The organism is Aquirufa sp. (assembly GCF_044377215.1).
Lineage (GTDB): Bacteria > Bacteroidota > Bacteroidia > Cytophagales > Spirosomataceae > Aquirufa.
This window is the reverse complement of sequence record NZ_JBILJM010000002.1, coordinates 68,097-90,393: the sequence shown is the minus strand read 5'-3', so window position 1 is coordinate 90,393 and position 22,297 is coordinate 68,097. Positions and strand designations below refer to the sequence as shown.

Annotated in this window: 16 protein-coding genes; 13 read left to right on the top strand and 3 right to left on the bottom strand. The window is 41.2% G+C overall.

From position 1 onward, the window contains the following. The first annotated feature begins 10 nt into the window (after positions 1-10). The 9 genes from ACIQ6T_RS01550 (at position 11) to ACIQ6T_RS01510 (ending at position 8,507) form a co-directional block, all read left to right on the top strand. A complete protein-coding gene (locus ACIQ6T_RS01550) occupies positions 11-2,437 on the top strand; it encodes a heavy metal translocating P-type ATPase (protein ID WP_395783521.1) in 2,427 nt (808 codons plus the stop codon). An 81-nt stretch (positions 2,438-2,518) separates the two neighbouring features. Then, positions 2,519-2,674: a cbb3-type cytochrome oxidase assembly protein CcoS gene (gene ccoS, locus ACIQ6T_RS01545; protein ID WP_395783519.1), complete on the top strand. Its 156-nt coding sequence runs from the start codon at positions 2,519-2,521 to the stop codon at positions 2,672-2,674. Then, positions 2,671-4,794: a cytochrome-c oxidase, cbb3-type subunit I gene (ccoN, locus tag ACIQ6T_RS01540; RefSeq protein WP_395783517.1), complete on the top strand. Its 2,124-nt coding sequence runs from the start codon at positions 2,671-2,673 to the stop codon at positions 4,792-4,794. The genes ccoS and ccoN overlap by 4 nt, the downstream gene beginning before the upstream one ends. A gap of 4 nt (positions 4,795-4,798) precedes the next feature. Then, positions 4,799-4,960 (top strand): hypothetical protein, encoded by a 162-nt coding sequence (locus ACIQ6T_RS01535; protein WP_395783515.1) that lies wholly within the window; start codon positions 4,799-4,801, stop codon positions 4,958-4,960. A gap of 14 nt (positions 4,961-4,974) precedes the next feature. Further along, entirely contained in the window at positions 4,975-5,709 is a 735-nt protein-coding gene (locus ACIQ6T_RS01530; protein ID WP_395783513.1) for a cbb3-type cytochrome c oxidase N-terminal domain-containing protein, read from the top strand. 18 nt (positions 5,710-5,727) lie between these two features. Continuing rightward, a complete protein-coding gene (locus tag ACIQ6T_RS01525; RefSeq protein WP_395783511.1) occupies positions 5,728-5,946 on the top strand; it encodes a DUF2892 domain-containing protein in 219 nt (72 codons plus the stop codon). Positions 5,947-5,981: 35 nt separating this feature from the next. After that, positions 5,982-7,376, top strand: a complete 1,395-nt coding sequence (ccoG, locus tag ACIQ6T_RS01520) for a cytochrome c oxidase accessory protein CcoG (protein WP_395783509.1) — start codon at positions 5,982-5,984, stop codon at positions 7,374-7,376. Then, the gene (locus tag ACIQ6T_RS01515; protein ID WP_395783507.1) at positions 7,369-7,824 is read left to right on the top strand and encodes a FixH family protein; all 456 of its coding nucleotides are present in this window, start codon (positions 7,369-7,371) and stop codon (positions 7,822-7,824) included. The genes ccoG and ACIQ6T_RS01515 overlap by 8 nt, the downstream gene beginning before the upstream one ends. Positions 7,825-7,826: 2 nt before the next feature. Then, positions 7,827-8,507, top strand: a complete 681-nt coding sequence (locus tag ACIQ6T_RS01510; protein ID WP_395783505.1) for a sulfite exporter TauE/SafE family protein — start codon at positions 7,827-7,829, stop codon at positions 8,505-8,507. Here the strand turns inward: ACIQ6T_RS01510 and ACIQ6T_RS01505 are convergent. From ACIQ6T_RS01505 to ACIQ6T_RS01495, 3 genes are read right to left on the bottom strand one after another with little or no spacing between them, the layout of a single operon-like run. Next, entirely contained in the window at positions 8,504-9,559 is a 1,056-nt protein-coding gene (locus ACIQ6T_RS01505; RefSeq protein ID WP_395783503.1) for a response regulator, read from the bottom strand. The genes ACIQ6T_RS01510 and ACIQ6T_RS01505 overlap by 4 nt on opposite strands. 2 nt (positions 9,560-9,561) lie before the next feature. Continuing rightward, positions 9,562-10,782: an ATP-binding protein gene (locus tag ACIQ6T_RS01500; RefSeq protein WP_395783501.1), complete on the bottom strand. Its 1,221-nt coding sequence runs from the start codon at positions 10,780-10,782 to the stop codon at positions 9,562-9,564. A gap of 50 nt (positions 10,783-10,832) precedes the next feature. Continuing rightward, a complete protein-coding gene (locus tag ACIQ6T_RS01495) occupies positions 10,833-12,986 on the bottom strand; it encodes a penicillin acylase family protein (protein WP_395783499.1) in 2,154 nt (717 codons plus the stop codon). Between the two features lie 133 nt (positions 12,987-13,119). Here ACIQ6T_RS01495 and ACIQ6T_RS01490 point away from each other — a divergent pair, with 133 nt between their 5' ends. From ACIQ6T_RS01490 to ACIQ6T_RS01475, 4 genes are all read left to right on the top strand, one after another. Next, on the top strand, positions 13,120-15,525 hold the full coding sequence (locus tag ACIQ6T_RS01490; RefSeq protein ID WP_395783497.1) for a TonB-dependent receptor domain-containing protein: 2,406 nt from the start codon (positions 13,120-13,122) through the stop codon (positions 15,523-15,525). 8 nt (positions 15,526-15,533) lie between these two features. Then, the gene (locus ACIQ6T_RS01485; protein WP_395783495.1) at positions 15,534-18,914 is read left to right on the top strand and encodes a HEAT repeat domain-containing protein; all 3,381 of its coding nucleotides are present in this window, start codon (positions 15,534-15,536) and stop codon (positions 18,912-18,914) included. 223 nt (positions 18,915-19,137) lie between these two features. Beyond that, on the top strand, positions 19,138-20,724 hold the full coding sequence (locus ACIQ6T_RS01480; protein WP_395783493.1) for a SulP family inorganic anion transporter: 1,587 nt from the start codon (positions 19,138-19,140) through the stop codon (positions 20,722-20,724). 115 nt (positions 20,725-20,839) lie between these two features. Beyond that, the gene (locus tag ACIQ6T_RS01475) at positions 20,840-22,216 is read left to right on the top strand and encodes a glycoside hydrolase family 30 beta sandwich domain-containing protein (protein WP_395783491.1); all 1,377 of its coding nucleotides are present in this window, start codon (positions 20,840-20,842) and stop codon (positions 22,214-22,216) included. The last annotated feature ends 81 nt before the right edge of the window (positions 22,217-22,297 follow it).

Below are 22,297 nucleotides of genomic sequence, written 5' to 3'. Positions count from 1 at the left end.
ATTTAGTGACATGCACGCAAGTGAAGCAGATCAATTAACCAACCTAACAGAAACGACCTGTTTCCATTGCCATAAATCCTGTTTGGATGAAATTGCCCATTTCGAAGAAAAAGCCTTCTGTTGCCATGGATGTAAACAGGTATACCAACTACTCACTGATAACTCCCTGGAAGATTATTATGTCTGTGATGTAAATCCAGGAAAAGCGCCTTCCGAACAAAATTTTGAATTTTTAAATAATCCCCATTTTCAAGATCAACTCATCAGTTTTTCAAGTCAAGGAGTTTCGAAAGTCAATTTTCATTTACCAGCTATTCACTGTCGATCGTGTTTATATCTATTAGAAAACCTGTCAAAGTTAAATCCGGGAATCGTCAAAACGACCTTGAATTTTGGCAAAAAAGATCTGACAGTTTGGTTTCAGGAGGATCAGATTAATTTGGGCCAATTAGCTACTTTGCTTGCTAGTTTGGGCTATGAACCTTTAATCTCGTCTGATGAGGTTCCAGAAGAAAAACGAAAACGAGCGAATCATCAAACTCAGTTATTTATCAAACTGGGGATTGCTGGCTTTTGCGCAGGTAACGCCATGTTGTTTAGTTTCCCTGAATATTTAGGTATCGAAGATGGCTCGCTTAAACAGCTATTTGGTTATTTAAATATCGCTTTAGGTAGCATTGCGGTATTTTATTCCGGTTCGGAATATTTCAAAAATGTATGGGCTCACATCAAGCTGGGCAAAATGACAATTGAACTACCCATTTTACTCGGCATCCTCGTTGGCTATGGCCGCAGCGTTTACGAAGTATTTTCTCATACAGGAGCTGGCTACATAGATTCCGTATCGGGACTAATTTTCTTTTTGTTGATAGGGAAGTGGTTCCAACAAAAATCCTTCGATTTCCTATCGTTTGAGCGTAATTACAAAGCTTATTTCCCTTTAGTAATAAGCAAATTGGAAGAAGGCATTGAAGTGAATTATCCGCTCAATGAAATCAAAATAGGTGATCATTTGATCATCCGAAACCAAGAAATCATTCCAGCAGATGCGGTGTTGATTACTGGATCAAGTCAAATGGATTACAGTTTTGTGACGGGTGAAAGTGAATTACTCAAACTTAATGAAGGGAATTCGATGTATGCGGGCGGCCGACATACCGGCGAGCGTATCGAAATTGAAATCAAAAAAGAACTTAAACAGAGTCATTTGACCCAATTATGGGAGCAACAGGCCTTTAAAGACCCATTACATAAAACAGAAAATTGGGAAAATTTTGCGAATCAAGTTGGCGGATATTTCACAGTGGGCCTCATTAGTCTAGCCATCCTCGTAGGCAGTTACTGGCATTTTACCGACCCAAGCCGTTGGTCCAATTCCGTCGTCAGCATTTTAGTTATTGCCTGCCCATGTGCTTTGGCAATCTCATATCCATTTGCGCTAGGCCACGGGATTCGTTGGCTTGCAAAAAGTAATTTCTTCATCAAGGACATCCAAGCCTTTGAGCGCATGGCTCAGGTAGATACGATTGTATTGGACAAAACGGGCACATTAACGTTACCGAGTACCCAAAATCCGATCGCAAAATTAACCCGAGAATTAAGCTCATCAGAATGGAGTGCACTTTATTCGTTGGCCTTACAATCCACACATCCCATGTCGCGTCAATTCGTACGCTATCTGCCTAAAAATCAGCCTATTGTACACTTAGAAAAATTTGCTGAAAAAATGGGCAAAGGGCTTGAAGCCATTATAGAAGGAATCGAATATCGTCTAGGCAATGCCAAATTCACCGGACACCAAGTACCCAAAGACAACGACTACATCCGATCCGAATCGCAATTGTATATTCAAATTGGAGGTATCTCTGTAGGATTTATTGAATTTCCCTGGGTTTACCGAGCTGGAATTGAGGTGATGATTCATCAGTTGCAAGCTAAATACAAGGTGTATTTACTTTCAGGAGATAAACAGGCCCATGCAGGAAGCATTTTGGATTGGTTTCCGGATCCGAGTACCTATCAATTTGAATGTAGCCCAATGGATAAAATGAAGTTTATTCAATCGTTGCAAGATCAAGGAAAGCGCGTGGCAATGATCGGGGATGGCTTAAATGATGCGGGGGCTTTGCGACAATCACATGTTGGAATTGCGATTTCTGATGATCATTTACATTTTACGCCAGCGAGTGATGCCATTTTAAAAGGAGAGCAATTGGCTCAATTACCTACATTATTAGCCTTCTCCAAATTTGGCCTAAAATTGATCAAACTTAGTTTTCTTTTGTCCTTAGTGTATAATGCCATTGGATTAAGCTACGCCGTTCAAGGGGATTTATCACCCTTAATCGCCGCGATTTTAATGCCTGTAAATTCAATTAGTATGTTACTCATTGCGAATCTGGGCATGAGTTGGAAAGGATATACACTAAAGTCATAAAATGAAATACCAAAATTGACGTAAGTCATGTTTTTGCCGAGTGATAAATTTGAATTTTGGAATAAATAAACACCCATACCTATGGAAATCATGTACGTAATGATCGCATTGAGTTTACTGATGGCTGTGGGCTTTTTAATAGCGTTTGTGTGGTCGATTAAGAATGGCCAACAAGAAGACTTGATTACGCCAGCGATGCGCATATTAACAGAAGAAAAAATAAATAAACCTTTATGAATACAAAATCTACCACGATAGAGCATTTCGCTTATGACAATACGATTGTTAGAAACTTTGCATTAGCAACAATTTTGTGGGGTGTAATCGGCATGTTAGTGGGCGTCATTATTGCATCCCAACTCGTTGACCCCGTTGTAAACTTTACCCAATACGGTTCTTATGGTCGTTTACGGCCACTTCACACGAACGCAGTTATTTTTGCCTTTGTGGGGAATGCCATATTTGCAGGCGTTTATTACTCGTTACAACGCCTCTTAAAGGCGCGCATGTTTAGTGATATCTTATCTAGTTTCCACTTTTGGGGCTGGCAAACCATCATTGTTGCTGCGGCCATCACATTACCTTTAGGGATTACCACCTCGCATGAATATGCAGAATTAGAATGGCCAATCGACATTGCCATTACCTTGGTTTGGGTCGCGTTTGGTGTAAATATGTTTGGTACGATATTTAAAAGACGAGAACGTCATTTATATGTAGCGATTTGGTTTTACATCGCAACGTTTATTACCGTGGCGGTATTGCACTTGACTAACTCCATGCAATTGCCTATTTCACTTTTCAAATCATATTATGTGTATGCCGGCGTTCAAGATGCCCTAGTTCAGTGGTGGTACGGACATAATGCGGTCGCATTTTTCTTAACGACGCCATTTTTGGGCTTGATGTATTACTTCCTGCCCAAGATGGCAAATCGTCCAGTATACTCATACCGATTATCCATCCTACACTTTTGGGCTTTAATTTTCATTTACATTTGGGCAGGCCCTCACCATTTATTATACTCCAGTTTACCGGATTGGGCACAATCACTGGGTGTTGTATTTTCGATCATGTTGATTGCTCCATCTTGGGGTGGAATGATTAACGGTTTATTAACCTTGCGGGGAGCATGGGATCAGGTTCGTGAAAATACGATTTTGAAATTCATGGTGGTTGGCATTACTTGTTATGGTATGGCCACATTTGAAGGGCCTATGTTAAGTTTGAAAAACATCAATGCCATAGCTCACTTTACCGACTGGATTGTTGCGCACGTTCACGTAGGTGCTTTAGGCTGGAATGGATTCTTAACCTTTGCGATTTTGTACTGGATGTTTCCGCGCATCTTTCAAACTACGTTATATTCAGAAAAATTACTCAAATCTCACTTCTGGATTGGGACGATTGGGATTGCGCTATATGCAATACCCATGTATATCTCTGGATTTACCCAAGGTATGATGTGGAAGCAATTTACGGCAGAGGGGACTTTGCAGTATGGCAACTTCCTAGATACGACTTTGCAATTATTGCCGATGCACTTAATGCGGGCAATTGGTGGGACGCTCTATTTGACGGGGGCCATATTGATGGCCTACAACTTATTCAAAACAATGCAAAAAGGCACGTTATTAGCTAATGAGCCTGCTGAAGCCGTACCCTTAGCGGTAACTGAAGAGCCTGAAAAAGGGGAACATTGGCACAGGTGGATTGAACGCAAACCAATCCAATTGTTGGTTGGCTCCTTAATCATGATTTTAATAGGATCACTCGTCGAATTGGTTCCGACGTTCATGGTCAAATCGAATGTACCTACTATTGAGGCGGTGAAACCATATTCTTCACTAGAATTGGAAGGACGAGATATATATATCCGTGAAGGTTGCGTGGGATGCCATTCGCAATTAGTCCGTCCTTTCCGGAGCGAAACAGAACGCTATGGCGAATTCTCCAAATCAGGGGAATTTGTGTATGACCATCCGTTCTTGTGGGGATCAAAACGAACAGGACCAGATTTGCATCGTGAAGGAGGAAAATATCCAGATTCATGGCATTATCATCACATGCGTGATCCGCAATCAATGTCTCCAGGGTCAATTATGCCGGCATACGATTGGTTGTATGAACAAACATTGAGTACATCTCAAACGCAAGCTAAATTGAATGCCATGAAGAAATTGGGGGTTCCTTATACCAATGCGGAGATTGCAAATGCTGTCACCGATTTGAATACACAATCAAAAGCGATTCAAGCGCGTTTGGCGGAGGAAAAAATAAAGGTTTCGGCAGATAAGGAGATTATAGCCATGATTGCATATCTCCAACGGTTAGGAACGGATATCTCTAAAAAATAAGAACATGTTCAAGCAATTTATATCAAATATTCCCGGAGCAGACTCTTACATGATCTTCTCATTAATTACGTTCATGGTCTTTTTTTCGGTGGTGGGCTTGTACATGTTCCTGATGGATCATAAGCACATCGACGAGATGAAACAATTACCATTTGAAAAGAAGTAAAAACACGATAGCATATGACATTCTCTTTTATCGAAATTTGGTTGGTTAGTTTAATCTTCTTAACAGGAGTTGTAATCTTAATCGTGACCCTTCAGTTAAATGCAGCCTTAAAAAAACTTGTTCAGTTGCCTCAGGAAGCCGAAGATACGTTAACCTGGTGGCAAAAATTCACGGGACTGAAACCACTTGAAGAAGAACGGAATTTGATGATGGAACATACCTATGATGGGATTGAGGAATTGGATAATCCTACACCACCATGGTTTATGTACTTATTCTATTTAACAATCATTTTTGGTATTTTCTATGGGGCGTATTACCACGTCTATGCAACCGAAAATTTACAAGCGGGTGAATACAAAACCGAAGTAGCAGTAGCAGAAAAAGCGCGGGAAGCCTACATGAAACAGTTTGCTAATTCCATCAATGAAGATAATGTTACCCTTGCCACGGACGCGAAAGATTTAACATCGGGTTCAACTATTTATTCGACAAATTGCGTAGCTTGTCACGGAGATAAGGGCCAGGGGGGCGTAGGACCTAATTTAACAGACAAATTCTGGATACATGGGGGTGGAATAAAAGACCTCTATAGAACCATTACACATGGTATACCGGAAAAAGGCATGATTGCCTGGGAAAAATCGTTAAATCCAATCCAAATCCAACAGGTCTCATCTTATGTATTAACCTTGCAAGGCACCAATCCTCCCGGAGCTAAGGAACCACAAGGTGAAGAACTTAAATAACCTTAAACACATACACTTATGAGAAAGAATGTTGGTAAAATGGACCGTATTGTACGTATTGCTTTGGCAGTCGTATTGATCATTTTAGCTTATGCTAAAATAATTCCTCAAAACTTAACTATTGCCGCTTATGTGGTTTCAGCCATTATCGCGACAACTGGTTTTGTTCGAATTTGCCCTATGTATAAAATGCTTCACAAAAGCACCGTCAGGGAAGAACCTCCTCATTTTAATTAATCCCTAAGGTCCGAGGCAATCGGACCTTATTTTTTATGTCTCAAATCAATTTAAATAATGATGATTTTCGAAATCATCTATATAATCAGGCCAAAGATGGGAAGCGACTGTGGATTTATCCTGGACGGATTATTGGTCAATTGTATAAATTAAGGACATATTTTTCATACCTGCTATTAACCTTGTTAGTTGGATTACCTTGGATAGAGGTCAATGGCCAGCCCATCTTCTTATTCAACATTCTGGAACGTAAATTCATATTTTGGACTGTTCCATTTTTCCCGCAAGATTTCCATTTAGTGGCCTTAGGGCTCGTATCCTTCCTGATTTTCATAAGTCTATTTACTGTATTGTTTGGTCGCATTTGGTGCGGCTGGGCCTGTCCACAAACGATATTTATGGAAATGCTTTTTCGTAAAATTGAATACTGGATTGAAGGGGATGATAAGGCACAACGACGGTTAAACGAAAGCCCTTGGACAAATGAAAAAATCCTGAAAAAGAGCAGTAAACACATGCTGTTTTTCATACTAGCTTTTGTCATCTCGAATACCTTTTTGATGTACATTATTGGAAAACAGGAATGGCTAAAAATGATCAATGAAAATCCAAACGATCATATGAAAGGCTTAGCTGCCATGTTGATTTTCACCGGGGTATTTTATTTCGTCTTCGCTCGATTCCGGGAAATGGTTTGTATCGTCGTTTGTCCTTATGGGCGGTTACAGGGAGTTTTATTAGATAATAATTCGATACTGGTTCAATATGACCACAAACGTGGTGAGCCTAGAGGGAAGGCAACCATGACGGAAGAAAAAGGGGATTGCATTGATTGTCACTGGTGCGTGCGCGTTTGTCCTACGGGAATCGATATTCGAAATGGTAGCAACCAACTAGAATGTATCGGTTGCACTTCTTGTATCGATGCTTGCGATGAAGTCATGGACAAAGTGCATAAACCCAAAGGCTTAATCCGATATGATTCCTTGAACGGTATATATTCGGGCACCAAACTAAAATTCACCAGACGGATAGCCGCATATACCTCGGCATTAATGTTAATCATAGGTATTTTAGCTATCATGCTTATCACACGACGTGACTGGGAATCCACGTTGCTGCGGACACCCGGAGTGACGTATCAATACGACGAAAAGACGCACATGGTGGGAAATTTATATCAACTAGGCATCTTAAATAAATCAATGAAAGCACAGGGATTCCAAGTTTCGGTGGATGCGCCACTAAAACTCGTTTGGGTGGGAAAACCGATTCAACAGATTCAACAAGGCCAAATGGCCAAAGGGGAATTTTTTATACAAGCACGTACTGGAGCATGGAAACCCGGTAAAAAAGTTCTTGTGAAGATTATAAGCGATGAAGGAAATGAAGAAAATTTGAAAACTAGTTTTATACAACCAGATGAATAAATCAAGCAAAAAAGGCTTCCACTGGGGGCATGGAATTATACTGACATTTGTGCTATTTGGTGCATTTATGGCCTATTTCTATATCAAAATGACGCATCAGGTCATTGAATTAGTAGGCGATAATTACTATGAAGATGGTCAAAAGTTTCAAAAAAAATTGGACTTGAAAAATCAAAAAGTCCCCACATCCGATACGCTACACGTTCAATTTTTTGCTAAGCACAAACTAATGCTTGTGCGACTACCCATGGGAATTGAGTCGGCACGAATACAATTCTTCCGGCCGTCGAATGCGCAACAAGACAAAAGTCTGGTATGGACGTCAAAAGACGGTGAGGCTTGGACAATTCCAAGCGAGTTCCTTACAAAAGGACCCTGGAAATATTCGGTTTCATGGAGCGTCAACGGGCATGACTACTTAAAAGAAGCACGTTTACTGATCAACTAAACATGGGTACCTGGTATTATGCTTTCTTAATTGGATTAGCGGGCAGCTGGCATTGCGCCATCATGTGCGGGCCCATATTGCAACAAATTCATGCTAAAGGATCTACTTCATCCCGCATGTATTTATATGGTTTGGGCAGGATTTTCATGTATGGCATATTGGGATTCTCAGTGGCTGGTTTGGGATCCATCTGGTTATTTCCATCCTGGTGGCAGGCGTATTATGTTGTTGCAGGTATACTACTTGCGTTAATTCTAACGCATAAAATAGGGGACAATGCCATTCAATTTCTCCATCAATATGTGGGGAAATATTTACATCACATCGGTGCAAAACTAGGACCAATCGGATATTTTTTCTTAGGCATGAGCAATGGATTATTGCCTTGCGGGCTTGTATTAGGTGGTCTAAGTATTGCATTGATCCAGCCAAACCCTTGGTTAGGCGCATTAAGCATGTTGGCTTTTGGGTTAGCCACACTACCAGCTTTGCGTTTTTCACTCTGGGGAATTAAATGGTTGGGAGCTTCCACACCATGGCTCAAGTGGCTTGGCTGGGTTGTTGTCATCGCATTATTATTTCGTGGAGCGTACGGAATGGGACTTGCGCATTCAGCTTATTTGCGTCATGCCAAAATCGCACCGATCATTTGCCATCCCTTTTCGGAATCACTGAAACCTTAATATTTGAGGTTGGCCAATTTATCTGCATGCAAAATCGTTAATTCAGCACCTTTCACTTCGATCAAACCTTCTTTCTTGAAATCACTCAGTGTACGAATAACGGACTCAGTAGCCGTTCCTACGCGGGAAGCTAAATCTTCACGTGATAACTTCATGACAACGGGACCTTCTTGGTTATTTCCGTAGGTTTTAACTAGTTCCACTAAGGCTTGAGCCACCCGCTTACGTAGTGATTGATAAGCCATTGAGAATAAAATAGACTCATTTTTCAAGAGGTAATTTGTCAATGCCTTACGGAAATAGATTTCCACGTGGATATTTTCCTTCATTTTCTCCATGAAGTCTTTGGCATAAATACTTAGAACCGTAGCATCTTCAAGCGTTTCAGCTGATTCGCGAAAGGCTTGATTTTCCAAAAGGTCTACAAAGCCGAAAAACTCACCTGGTTTGACAAATGATGTAATGAAATATTTGCCATCTCGATTTGTATGATAGGTTTTTACTTTACCTTTGACCAAATAAAATAGGCGAGTGGGCATGTCGCCTTCATTATAAACTAATTGTTTTTTAGCAAGTTGTTGTTGTTTTTTATCATTTGGAAACTTCTCAAAGTCTAAAAAATCGATGGCTTGTTGGGCCACCACCAAATCATCACGTGAATCCGTCGCAGCAAAATTTGTTTGTTGTTTTTTCAGTCGTGATTCAATCGCACGCAACAACTCCACTTCTTGAAAAGGCTTAGTCAAATAATCATCAGCCCCCATTTCCATACCCTTACGCATGTCGGCATGATCCGTCTTTGCCGTTAAAAAGATAAACGGAATCGTCGCTAATTCCGGTTGGTTCGCAAAAACTTGCAACACACCAAACCCATCTAAATGGGGCATCATAATGTCACAGATAACCAAGTTCGGTTTACCAATTTTGGCCATGCGAACTCCTTCGATGCCGTCTGAGGCGGTATCAACGGCATATCCGGAAAGCTCAAGCAGTTCTGCGGTGTTTTCACGAATATCTTGATTGTCTTCAATAATTAATATTTTAGTGGTCATAACTAGGATAAATTAGGTAATATGTAGGTAATGGTTGTTCCCTCGTCTATTTCACTTGTTAAGGTTAATTGGCCTTGAATTAAGCGCACATAGCGATCCATGATATGTAGGCCTAGACCTGTTCCTGGAATGATATTGGCATTCCCCCCACGGAAAAAACGTTCGAATAGATGCTTTTGGTCTTGTTCAGAAATTCCAATTCCTTGATCTTGGATGGTGATCTCCATGGAATTTGTTAGCATTTGCACGCGTAGAAAGACATTTTTTTGCGAAAATTTAATGGCATTGGAGAGGCCATTTAATAGAATTTTACGCAACATAGATGTGTCAGTGCTAAAGCGTGCAGCTGGGTCAGAAATAGTTAATTCAATGTCTTGACCAGGCTTCTTCATGCCCGCTAAAGCGGAGACAAGGTCGTCATAAAATTCAGAGACGCTAAAATCTTCTGGACGCACTTCCACTTTTCCAGCTTCTAGTTTGCCTACAGACAGGAATTCTTCCAAAATTTCAGTTAAATGAGAAACAGAAGATTTTATACGTTGAATATGTTGTTCACGCTTAGGCTGTTGGCCTGCTTCCGTGTATTTCTCAATAAGTGCTGCGGAAGACAAAATGGATGTTAGTGGCGTTCTAAACTCGTGGGATGCCATGGACACGAAACGCGTTTTCAGATCTCCTAATTCAATTTCTTTTTGTAGCGCATTTTCCAATTCATGCGTCTGTTTTTCTAATTGACCCAGCGTATTTTGCAAGGCTTGCGTACGTGCTTTAACTTCTTCTTCAAGCGATTCGTTAAGCTGATTGATCTCTTGATTTTTCAAAATCAGCTCCATTTCTACTTTACGTTTCAATGTGACATCACTGACAAAGGCGATGTAATACATCTGTTCTTTTTCTTTAAAATGACTTAAAGATATTTCAATAGGAAAGAGGGATTCGTCTTTTCGTTTGGCTTTTAGGTCTAATCCAGCACCCATGGGACGCGAAATAGGCTGATGATTTAATTTTTCCAAATGTCCTTCGTGCCGACCTTTTAGGTGATTGGGAATTAAGATGGAAATATTTTGACCCATTAACTCAGAACCCGCATAGCCAAACAAATTTTGAGCAAATTCATTGGATAGGATTACATTAAATTCCGAGTTAGTTACCAATATTCCAATCGCCGCTTCGTGAAAGATCGCTTCAAATTGCTTGGGATTGGAAAAAACAGTGCCAGACATCGTGGAAAATTTAAGACTCAATTTAAACAATTAAAGGGGATAGGTCAACGTCAATTTAACTTATATCGTTTTTCCACATGCTTCAACACATCCGCTTTGTAAAATAAAACCTCCTTAAACTTCCCATCCGCATAATCTTGCGACTGATCAAAAAAGTGAGGTGACGTCGGATCGCCTTGTTGGCCGCCGGCCAACAACGAATATGCCTTTACTTTAGACCCAAATTCTACCGCACAGACAAAGCTATTTCCATTCACTCCATACCATTTTTTTGACCCTTGAAAAGGTCTACTTGTATAGGAAGGAAGCTGACCCCATGCCGAAGACGTAAACGGTATTGGAATACTTGGTTTTGCATCATCAAAAATGGCGGTATTGGACAAACGCTGGAAACGATTCATATCACCCCAGCTTACATTCCAACGTCCAAAGTCTCGCATCAAATCAGCATATACCGCTTGCAAAGCCTCCACAGTTTCCGTAGCCGGATGACTAGCCGCATAATTCATAAAGTTTTGAACCGGATCCGATTGACCACCAAAAGTCAAAGGCTTCGGAATCTTCGGTAGTATCTTTAAACCCCAACGAACCGCAAGGGTCTGTGCGACAGATAAATTACTAACATGGTAATCCCAATGCCGTAAACTATCCACCAATGGCCGCAAGGCCTCCACAGGTCGCGCATCGAAATCACGAATTAATGCCGGGAGTAACACCTCAAATGCCGCTAAATTTCGGTCATATCCCAAGGCAATCAAGCCATTCAAATCCATACGCTGTGCCCGACTAAACAAACGCACAGCATTTTTATCTCGAAAATTTTCTCCATCGGGCGCCATGTAAACGGGGTAATCAGCTCGCTTCGGACTCGAGGTACCCGAGACCGTAAATGGGGTCGAATTGCAATTTTGGATCCAAGCCGTTTCCGGATTCACCACCTGCACAATTTCCTTTAGTTCATGTAATCCTTTCCAATCATTCATGGAAGTACTCCCATCTTGCACTAAACTCCAATCTTTTAACGCGTCCCGCTTAGGCACATAATTACCATGCCAATACGCAATGTTTCCTTGATTATCCGCATAAACCGTATTATTCGAGGTATTTGCACGCATCTCCATCACTTTCGTATAATCTGCCAATCCCTTGGTTTTCGTACGCAACCAGCTCTGCTCCAAACTTTTTAACGACCGATTAAAAGAACGAACTGAAATCCAGCGGCCATCCCGCGAAGCCATGACCGCACCTCGATGCGTATAAAAAGCCTTTACGGTACGTGGATTAGATTCACCTTTCACGCGTAAGGAGATTTGTTTTTCCTTGATGTCCAACCAGCGACCATCTACTTGATATTGATATCCGGTACCATTTGTACGTGTTGTCTCTGAATATAAATCAGCTACATCTACTTCACTTGATGTATGCATCCAGCCACCATAAGGGTTAAATCCTTGATAGATAAAAAACTGTCCCCACGTAACGGCTCCATAAACGTTCATTCCCGCTTCACTATTCATATGTACTTCTGGCCGGAAATAAAACGTTACGTGCGGATTAATGTATAGGAGTGAATGACCACTTTTTGAAAGAGTTGGGCCAACCGCAAACCCATTCGAACCCGTCAATTTCTCATCGGGTCCATGTGCTTTAACCTGGGTAAATGCTACTGAAGAACGAATTTGATAGAATTTAGCGGCCTCCTCAGCTTGCACATCGCCAGTGGATATGGCCCCAATTGATCCATCCGTCCACAATAAAGGGAACCAAGGCTCAAAATGAGTCAATAAGGCAGGCTTCACCTTCGGATTTTTATATAAATAGTAATTGATCCCATCAGCATAGGCTTGCAACAAGGTCTTCAACCAAGCTGGGCTTTTGGCATAATCCGCTTTCGCCTCCTCCGCATCGATAATCAGACGTATATACAAGTCATTCGCTACTTGTGACTCGCCTTTAACTTCTGACATGCGCCCCAACTTCTCAATGTAATTCATTTCGACACGTGAAAAATCATCTTCACATTGCGCATACAGTAAACCAAATACCGCATCTGCATCTGATTTACCATAAATATGGGGCACACCATAGGTATCACGCACTATTTCGACATGAGATGCTTGGGTTTTCCAACGGGCCAAATCAGCAGCAGATTGACTAAAAAGAAGGTGGGAAAGTAAAAGGAAACTAAGTACGTATTTGCTCATCGAGTAGTTGATTGAAATTAGATTATTGAAAATTCGACAAAAGCTTGAAATTCTCCAACATAAACCTACAGATTCGTGCAAATTAATTCGACTTGTCTACTTATGTTTGTATTTACGTTTAAACCTATCAACCTTGAAAAAATTCCTATACCTGTTTTTACTGGTCTTACCATTTATTTCCCCTGCACAAAATCGGTATAAAATTTCTGGACATGTAATCGACGCTGCTTCCCAAGCACCTGTTCCTTTTTCAAGTATTCGTATTCAAAAATCAAAAACAACGCAAGTCATTTCGGGTGGAATCACCGACGAGAAAGGGCTATTTTCTTTTGATACTCCAGTTGGAATTTATGATGTTCTCGTGGAGAGCATTGGTTTTGAAACAAAAAAAATAGAAAATGTATCCATTGATAAAACCACCAACTTGGGTAACATTGACATAAAGCCCAGTTCTAAAACCCTCGAAGAAGTTACTGTTAAAGGCCAAAAAGCATCCATGGAGATGGGATTAGACCGCCGCATCTTTAATGTAGGCACTGATATTGCCAACAAAGGTGCGACCGCCGCCGAAATTTTAGGTAATCTACCCTCGATTCAAGTCAGTGGAGAAGGTGGGATTAGTTTACGTGGTAGCGATAATGTGCGCATATTGATTGATGGGAAACCGTCTACGCTCGTGGGCATCAACGGTTCCTCCGGCCTAAGCTCCTTACAAGGTAATCTAATCGACAAAGTAGAAGTCATCACAAATCCATCTGCGCGCTATGAAGCAGAGGGTATGGCAGGTATTATTAACATTGTCCTAAAGAAAAATCAGAACCAAGGATTTAATGGGGCGATTGAGACGACAACGGGTTATCCAGAGAATTTTGGTGCAACGGCGATTGTCAACTACCGAAAAAATAAATTAAACTTCTTTTTGAACTATGGACTATTTTACCGCCGTACACCAGGAAGAGGGAATATTTATCAGGAAGTGTATACCAATGGCCAAACAAACTATTTGGAACAAACCTCTAAGAATAACGTTCGTGGAATGGTGAATAACATTCGCGGTGGAGCGGATTACTTTTTTAACGATAAAACGATCTTAACGGGTTCATATATTTTCCGGCGGACAGATGTGAAACGTATTTCAGATTTCAATTACCGAGATTATAAATTGAGTAAGTTGAATTTATTTAGTATTACGGATCGCCAACAAGTTGAATTGGAAGCTGAGCCAAATGCAGAATATGCTTTGACATTTAAAAAGAGCTTTGCGAAGAAGGGTAAGGAGTTTTCTGCCGACTTACGTTACTTGGACTATTGGGAGCGTTCAGACCAAACATATACGCAGGTAAGTAAGAAGGGGGATGGTTCAGCATTCCCGGAAAATGGTTTGGTTCAAAGGGCGTTAAATGATGAATATGAACGTCAGTGGATTCTTCAGGTAGATTATACTAATCCAGTGGGCAAAGATGGAAAAATTGAAACCGGTTTACGAACTAGTTTTCGGGATATGACGAATGATTACATCGTTACAGAACAACAAGCTTCGGGAGAATTTACAACGATACCTGGCTTAGAAAACATATTTGTGTATCAAGAAAACATCACGGCAGCTTATGCGATATATGGAAATAAAGTAAACCAATTCTCGTATCAAGTCGGTATTCGTGGGGAGAACACAGATATTCAAACAGAATTACTGCAGACCAAAGAAAAGAATCCGCGTCAGTATGCGAATCTATTTCCAAGTGCCCATGTAAATTATTTGATCTCCAAAGACAATTCCTTGCAACTAGGATATTCACGTAGGGTCCGTAGACCTACGTACAACGACCTTAGTCCTTTCGTTACCTTATCGGATAATCGAAACTTCTTTTCGGGTAACCCCAATTTAAATCCTGAGTTTACGGATTCCTATGATTTGGGCCACTTAAAATATTTTGATCAGGGCAGTATTAGTTCTTCAATCTATTATCGAAATACAACGGGTAAAATTGATCGGATCCGTTCAGTGGATGCGAATGGATTTTCGCGGACTTTACCAGAGAATTTTGCGAACCAACAATCTATGGGGCTTGAAGTTACGAGTTCATTGAATTTAGCCAAAGCCTATAAGGCAGATATTAGTTTAAATGCATTTAGGGCGATTACAGATGCGACAAACGTGAATGCAGCTTATCAAAGCGATACATATTCTTGGTTTGTTCGACATACATCACGCATAAAATTAAATTCAGGGGTAGACGTTCAAATACGGGCAAATTACGAGGCTCCCCAACAAACTCCACAAGGAACACGAGGAGAAATTGCTTGGATGGACCTTTCTGCTTCTAGAGACATAATGAAAGGAAACGGAACCTTAAGTTTAAACGTGTTGGACTTATTTAGTTCGCGAATTAATCGGAATGAAACAATGGGTGAAGGATTCTACACGAAAGGTAGATTTCAAGGCCGACTGACCCAAGTGAATCTAACTTTTAATTACCGATTTAAAACCACGAAGCAAGCCGCTAAACAGCGACGCAGCATGATGGATGAAGAAAATTAATTAACGCTATGAAAAAAACGAAAATTATCGCAGGTAGTTTACTGGCTTTTGCCGTTTGGGGTTGTACAAGCGCGTTAGAGAAACAAACCTATCAAGTCATTTTAGAAGACCAAGATCAAATTGCCGAGCGTGCACAAGCCGCCAAGGAAAAATTGCCTATCAAGTTGACGTCTGGAATGACCATTACGCGCTGGGCATCGGATAGTTTAGCACCCGATCCTGTAGCTATTGACATTGACGATCAAGGAGCTGTTTACCTAAATAGCGCAAATCGTGGTAAGGTTTCTGAATTTGACATTCGTGGGCATCGTGATTGGATGACTGAGTCGATTGGCTTTCAAACGGTAGAAGATCGTAGGGCCTTTTTGCGACGGACATTTGCCCCAGAGAACAGTGAGAAGAATGCATGGCTTCCTGATTTAAATGGAGACGGCATACATGATTGGCATGACTTAACTATTGAAAAAGAAGAAATCTGGAAGTTGGAGGATAAAAATGGAGACGGCTATGCAGATCAGGGAACGCGCATTTTAAACCAATTCAACGAAGAAGTTACGGATGTCGCGGGTGGCCTACTCGTACGTAAAAATGATGCATTTGTGGCCGTTGGGCCTGATTTATGGCGCTTAGACAATACACATAAGAAGGGCCTTTGGACCAATGCCAAATCCATTGCAACAGGCTTTGCGGTACATATTGGTTTTGGAGGACATGGGATGTCTAGTGTGATTGAGGGTCCTGATGGAAAAATCTATTGGCAAATTGGTGACATTGGCGCTAATATAACGACGGTAGACGGTCGAAATTTGGCTAATCCAAATTCAGGTGTTTTAGTTCGCTCTAATGCAGACGGTACGGATTTTGAAATTGTTGCTTCGGGTATTCGAAATACACATGAATTTGTATTTGATCACTATGGCAATATTATTAGTTCGGACAATGATGGTGACCATCCAGGTGAAAGCGAGCGTTTAGTGCATATTGTTGAGGGGGCGGATATTGGTTGGCGCTCCAACTGGCAATATGGAAAGTACACGGATCCAAAGAACAATTTGTACAAAGTGTGGATGGATGAGAAATTATATATTCCACGTTGGGAAGGGCAAGCAGCCTACATTATTCCACCGATTCGGAATTTCCACAATGGACCTACGGGGATGATTTACAATCCAGGTACTGCATTAGGAAAAAAGTGGTTAAACAAATTCTTCTTAGTTGAATTTGTGGGCAACGTGAATAACTCACACATTTGGTCGTTTGATTTAAAGCCAAAGGGCGCTTCGTTTGATTTCAAATCCGAGGTGGATGTTGTCAGTGGGATTTTGCCTACGGGTATTCGTTTTGGTCCAGAGGGCGCATTATACGTTGCGGATTGGGTAACGGGCTGGGATATTAAAAATTATGGCCGTGTTTGGAAGATAGATGTGGACCAAAAGTCGAATGATTTAGAAGCGGAGCGTGCAACGACAAAAGCCCATATTCAGATGGATTATTCAAAAGCCGGCGTAGCTCAATTAGCAAGTTTATTGGCTTATGAAGATATGCGTGTTCGCCAAAAGGCACAATTTGAGTTGGTGGCTCGTGGGCAAGCAGCTGAATTATGGAAGGCGATTGAGCAAAAAGAAAACCAATTAGCGCGTGTGCATGGCATTTGGGGGATTGGTCAATTGGCAGCCAAAAACAATGCTACAGCGGCTAATTTAGTGCCTTATTTATCAGATTCGGATGTAGAAATTCAAGCGCAGGTATTGAAGGTAATTGGGGATGTGCGTTATAAAGGTGCCGAAAAAGAGCTTATTGCGGCATTGGGATCCGTTTCACCGCGCGTTCAATTCTTTGCAGCTCAGGCATTGGGACGTACGGAGGCTTCTACGGCTATTCCGGGTTTATTGAAATTGATTGAGCAGAATAAGGATGTCGATGTGTATATCCGTCATGCGGCGGTGTTAGCGTTAAGTCGGATTGGACAAGTGGAGCCGATGGCGGCTTTGGCTACATCTTCGAATCGTTCATTACGCATTGCGGCGGTTTTGGTGTTAAGACGTTTAGCTAGTCCAGAAGTAGCTCGTTTCTTAACGGATTCGGATATGTATATTGTGGCGGAAGCGGCACGAGCGATTCATGATGATTTGTCTATTCGTGCGGCTTTGCCTGCTTTGGCAGCGACATTAAGTAATTCTTCCATTACTTCAGAAGTAATTATTCGTCGGGCAATTAATGCCTGCTTGCGTGTGGGAACAGCAAAAGAAATTGATTTGTTAGTTGCTTATGTACAGCGCACTAACATTCCGGATGCGATGCGTGCGGAAGCGATTGCGACCTTGGGTACCTGGGGAGACCCATCGGTATTAGACCGCGTGGATGGTCGGCATCGTGGTAAATTGGATCGCAATGCACAAGATGTAGTTACTAAGATTCAGCCTATCATTCCTACATTCATTCGCAGTAAGAATACAGAGGTATTGAATGCAACGGGCCAATTAGTAGCCGAATTAGGAATTAAAGATGTATCAGCGGAACAGACTCAGTTGTTTATAAATCATCCAACTGCGAAAGTTCGGGGTGGGCAATTGACGTCCTTGATCAGATTAAAGGATACGAATTTGCCTTTGCTTATTCAAAAGGGAATGGAAGATTCAGATCGTTCTGTGCGCAGTTTAGCGATGGGATCTTTGGATAAAATAGCGATTTCAAAAGCGCAATTGCCTGTTGTGGTGCAACCAATTTTTGAAAAAGGAACTGTCATTGAACAGCAACAAGTATTGCAGAGTATGGCCAAAATGGATCCCGCGAATACATCGGAGATATTGCAAGATTTAATTGCGCGCATGTTGCAGGGTAAATTACCTGCTGGAATTAAATTAGACTTAATGGAAGCGGTGGAAGCGACAAAAGAGGAAAAATTGGTCGCTCAATTAGATGCATTGAAAACCAAAGGGACGTTAACAGATGAGTTCAAAGAGGCCTTATTTGGTGGAAACATTCAGGCGGGTAATTTTATTTTCAATCGCAACCAAACGGCACAATGTGTGCGGTGTCACATTGCTGGTGGTGAAGGTGGAAATGTAGGTCCGTCGTTAAAGGGGATAGCTAGTAAGTTGACGCGCGAACAATTATTGCAAGCATTAATTGAGCCAAGTGCTCGGATTGCTCCAGGTTATGGAACGATTTCCTTGAAATTAACAGATGGCCAAGAAGTTAGTGGATCAGTGATTTCAGAAACGGACCAAGAAATTCAGTTGAAGACAAGCGAGGCGGAGCCGTTACGAATTGCCGTGAGCCGCATCAAATCACGTGAAAATTACCCTTCATCTATGCCAGCGATGGGATCCATATTAAGTAAGCGTGAGATTCGAGATGTGGTTGAATACTTGGCTTCATTGAAATAGTCTTTTGGAATTACAAGTTAAACATGGCCAAACCTAACCGGTTTGGCCATGTTTGTTTATGAGGATGAGGTAAATCAACTAATTAAAATTCCTTATGATAGGTTAGACAAAGTTTTATATAGCATGGCTTAGCTTATATCTACATGGATACGGTATTTTTGTAATTCCAAATTCAGTACGAAACTCAGCAAAACAAAATTGCTTTATTCATATTTCTCTGCCCATGAAAAATCATAATTTAGATCCTAAGGATGGTTTTGCGGGCTTAAAAGAAAATTTCATTCAGGATGCAAGTTCGGGATTCATCGTATTTTTATTGGCCTTACCCTTAAGTCTGGGAATTGCTAAGGCGTCAGAGTTTCCACCCATTATGGGATTAATCACTGCAATCATTGGCGGAATGGTTGTCAGTTTTTTTGCAGGTTCACGATTAACGATCAAAGGCCCAGCGGCAGGATTAATTGTTATTGTTGCGGGTGCGGTAAATGAATTTGGCGGGGGAGAAATGGGATGGCACTTAGCTTTAGGTGCTATGGTGATTGCAGGTATGGTTCAAATCCTTTTTGGGGTATTTAAGCTTGGAAAACTGATGGATTTCTTTCCCTTAGCTGCTATACATGGCATGTTGGCATCCATTGGATTAATCATCATTGGAAAGCAAATTCCCGTTTTATTGGATGTTAATCCAGCATTAAGCCAAGGGAAAAACCCCATCGCGTTATTTGTTTCCATACCTGAGTTTATCTTGAACTGGGATCCCAAAGCAACACTGATTGGTTTAATAAGCTTAGTTATCATGATGGGTTGGCCATTAATTAAACACCAAATCATCAAGAAAATTCCTGCTCCGTTGGTCGTTTTAGCGATCGCCATTCCAGCAGAACTACTTTTAGATTTTCAGGCAACCGCACCAAGATATGCGCTTGTTCAAGTTGGCAATTTACTCGAAAGCATCAAGTTTAATGTAAGTTTTGAGGGAGTTTCACAAACGGCAACCTTTATCAAATTTGTGCTTATGTTTGCGCTCATTGGATCTTTAGAATCTTTATTGACCGTAAAAGCCATGGATATGTTGGATCCATTTCATCGCAAATCCAATGCAAATAAAGACCTAATCGCTATTGGAATCGGGAACACGCTAGTCGCATTTTTAGGCGGATTACCGATGATCTCAGAGGTAGCACGCTCCTCGGCAAACATAACGAATGGCGCCAAAACAAGATGGGCTAATTTCTTTCATGGATTTTTCATTCTGATTTGTGTACTCATGGCATCTGATTTGATCGAATTGATCCCTAATGCGGCTTTAGCTGCCATGTTGATTACCGTTGGGATTAAATTAGCGCATCCCAAAGAGTTCATGCGCACGTTTGAAAAAGGCAAAGAGCAGTTATTAATCTTTATGGTAACCATTATAGTCACCCTAACTGTGGATTTACTGGTTGGAATTGTAGCTGGTATTTTAACTGAAGTTTTAGTTAATCTTTTGAATGGAAAGCCTTTAGGTTCCATATTCAAAGCACCTACGGAGGTTTCCTTTACAGGTGATGCCTACTTGGTTGAGATTTCAGATGCGGCTGTATTTACAAATTTCCTGGGCATTAAGCGTAAGTTAGAAGCCATTCCACCTGCTTTCCAAGTGACCATTGATTTATCTAAAACGCAATTAGTTGATCACTCCGTGATGGAAAATTTAGAGCATTTCAAAAACGATTATGAGCGCGAGGGAGGAACGGTCACTATTGTGGGATTAGAAGAACACCGAGCCGTTTCTAGTCATAAAGCGGCTGCACATAAGCGCATAAAGTAGTTTCTATTTTTATAATGAATACCGCGAAAATCGCGGTATTTTTTTGCGCTTTAAAATGTCAGGACACCAATTTCAAAAAAAAATCAATATCTTGAATCCAAATTAAACCTATACGATGAATCGGATTTTGACCTGTAGTATATTGCTACTAGGTGTTTATCAAACATTGCTAGCGCAAGTTTGGGTATCTCAGCCTAAACGTGCGGATATGTGGCACGAAAATCCAAGTCTATCATTTCAATCTGGCCAGTCTACTGGCATCATCATCAACGCTCAAACTACGTTTCAGTCCATCGACGGTTTTGGCTATACGCTCACCGGTGTATCTGCTGATGTCATTCAAGCGTTAGCACCCGCTAAGCGCACAAGCTTATTACATGAATTATTTGGTACCCAAGCGGGACAAATGGGTATTTCAGTCTTGCGGATAGGAGTGGGGGCCACCGACTTAGATGGTGAGGCATACAGTTATGATGATATTGCAGGAGATATTTCACTACGTAAATTCAGTTTAGCCAAAGCCCAAAAATCGCTTATTCCGCTGTTAAAAGAAATTAAATCCATACAACCGGGCATTAAATTCATGGCAACACCGTGGTCACCACCAGCTTGGATGAAGGATAATTTGGCCACCAAAGGTGGGTCGTTGGCACCTGAATATGAAGCAACTTATGCCCAATATTTAGTCAAATACGTGCAAGAGATGGTTAAAGAAGGTTTGACGATATGGGCGTTGACACCGCAGAATGAACCACTGCATCCTGGAAATAATCCGAGTTTGTTGATGACGGCGGGCCAACAAAACAAGTGGATTAAAAATCACTTAGGACCGACATTCGTTCAGGCAAAATTAAAAACCAAAATCATCATATACGATCACAACTGCGATAAACCGGAATATGCGATTGAAATATTAAACGATCCGGAAACGCGCAAATATGTGGATGGATCAGCATTCCACCTATATAATGGGGATATTTCAGCGTTGAGTACCGTCAAAAAAGCGCACCCTGACAAAGCCTTATATTTCACAGAACAATGGACCGGAACAAAAGGAGATTTCGCGGGAGATTTCATGTGGCATATCAAAAATGTGATTATTGGCTCACTAAATAACCACGCTCAAACAGCATTGGAGTGGAATTTAGCGAATGACTCCAATTTTGGCCCAATTACACCAGGTGGTTGTACGGAATGCAAAGGAGCGCTAACCATCTCAAAAACAGGTGAAATTACCCGAAATCAAGCCTATTACATCATCGGCCAAGCATCGCGAATTATACCTACGGGATCTGTCCGCATTGATTTACAAGGTTTACCTAAAGGACTAAACGGAACAGCCGCCATACGACCTGATGGTAAAATTGCCCTAATTTTACAAAATGAAACAAGTGATTTAATTAAAACAAATATTAATCTCTTAGGCAAACATGCAGCCATGGATGTGCCAGGGGAAAGTGTGGTTAGTATTGTTTTAGACGTTAGACGTTAGACGCTAGACACTAGACGTTAGACTGCAAACTGACAACTGATTACTGAATACTGATTACTAATTACTGACGAACAGGGACTG

Excerpts from the sequence above, each read along its gene's own strand:
- ACIQ6T_RS01550 (WP_395783521.1), top strand. The coding sequence starts at position 11 with ATGCACGCAAGTGAAGCAGATCAATTAACCAACCTAACAGAAACGACC.
- ccoN (WP_395783517.1), top strand. The coding sequence starts at position 2,671 with ATGAATACAAAATCTACCACGATAGAGCATTTCGCTTATGACAATACG.
- ACIQ6T_RS01505 (WP_395783503.1), bottom strand. The coding sequence starts at position 9,559 with ATGACCACTAAAATATTAATTATTGAAGACAATCAAGATATTCGTGAA.
- ACIQ6T_RS01530 (WP_395783513.1), top strand. The coding sequence starts at position 4,975 with ATGACATTCTCTTTTATCGAAATTTGGTTGGTTAGTTTAATCTTCTTA.
- ACIQ6T_RS01480 (WP_395783493.1), top strand. The coding sequence starts at position 19,138 with ATGAAAAATCATAATTTAGATCCTAAGGATGGTTTTGCGGGCTTAAAA.
- ccoG (WP_395783509.1), top strand. The coding sequence starts at position 5,982 with ATGTCTCAAATCAATTTAAATAATGATGATTTTCGAAATCATCTATAT.
- ACIQ6T_RS01510 (WP_395783505.1), top strand. The coding sequence starts at position 7,827 with ATGGGTACCTGGTATTATGCTTTCTTAATTGGATTAGCGGGCAGCTGG.
- ACIQ6T_RS01485 (WP_395783495.1), top strand. The coding sequence starts at position 15,534 with ATGAAAAAAACGAAAATTATCGCAGGTAGTTTACTGGCTTTTGCCGTT.
- ACIQ6T_RS01475 (WP_395783491.1), top strand. The coding sequence starts at position 20,840 with ATGAATCGGATTTTGACCTGTAGTATATTGCTACTAGGTGTTTATCAA.
- ACIQ6T_RS01495 (WP_395783499.1), bottom strand. The coding sequence starts at position 12,986 with ATGAGCAAATACGTACTTAGTTTCCTTTTACTTTCCCACCTTCTTTTT.
- ACIQ6T_RS01500 (WP_395783501.1), bottom strand. The coding sequence starts at position 10,782 with ATGTCTGGCACTGTTTTTTCCAATCCCAAGCAATTTGAAGCGATCTTT.
- ACIQ6T_RS01535 (WP_395783515.1), top strand. The coding sequence starts at position 4,799 with ATGTTCAAGCAATTTATATCAAATATTCCCGGAGCAGACTCTTACATG.
- ACIQ6T_RS01525 (WP_395783511.1), top strand. The coding sequence starts at position 5,728 with ATGAGAAAGAATGTTGGTAAAATGGACCGTATTGTACGTATTGCTTTG.
- ACIQ6T_RS01515 (WP_395783507.1), top strand. The coding sequence starts at position 7,369 with ATGAATAAATCAAGCAAAAAAGGCTTCCACTGGGGGCATGGAATTATA.
- ccoS (WP_395783519.1), top strand. The coding sequence starts at position 2,519 with ATGGAAATCATGTACGTAATGATCGCATTGAGTTTACTGATGGCTGTG.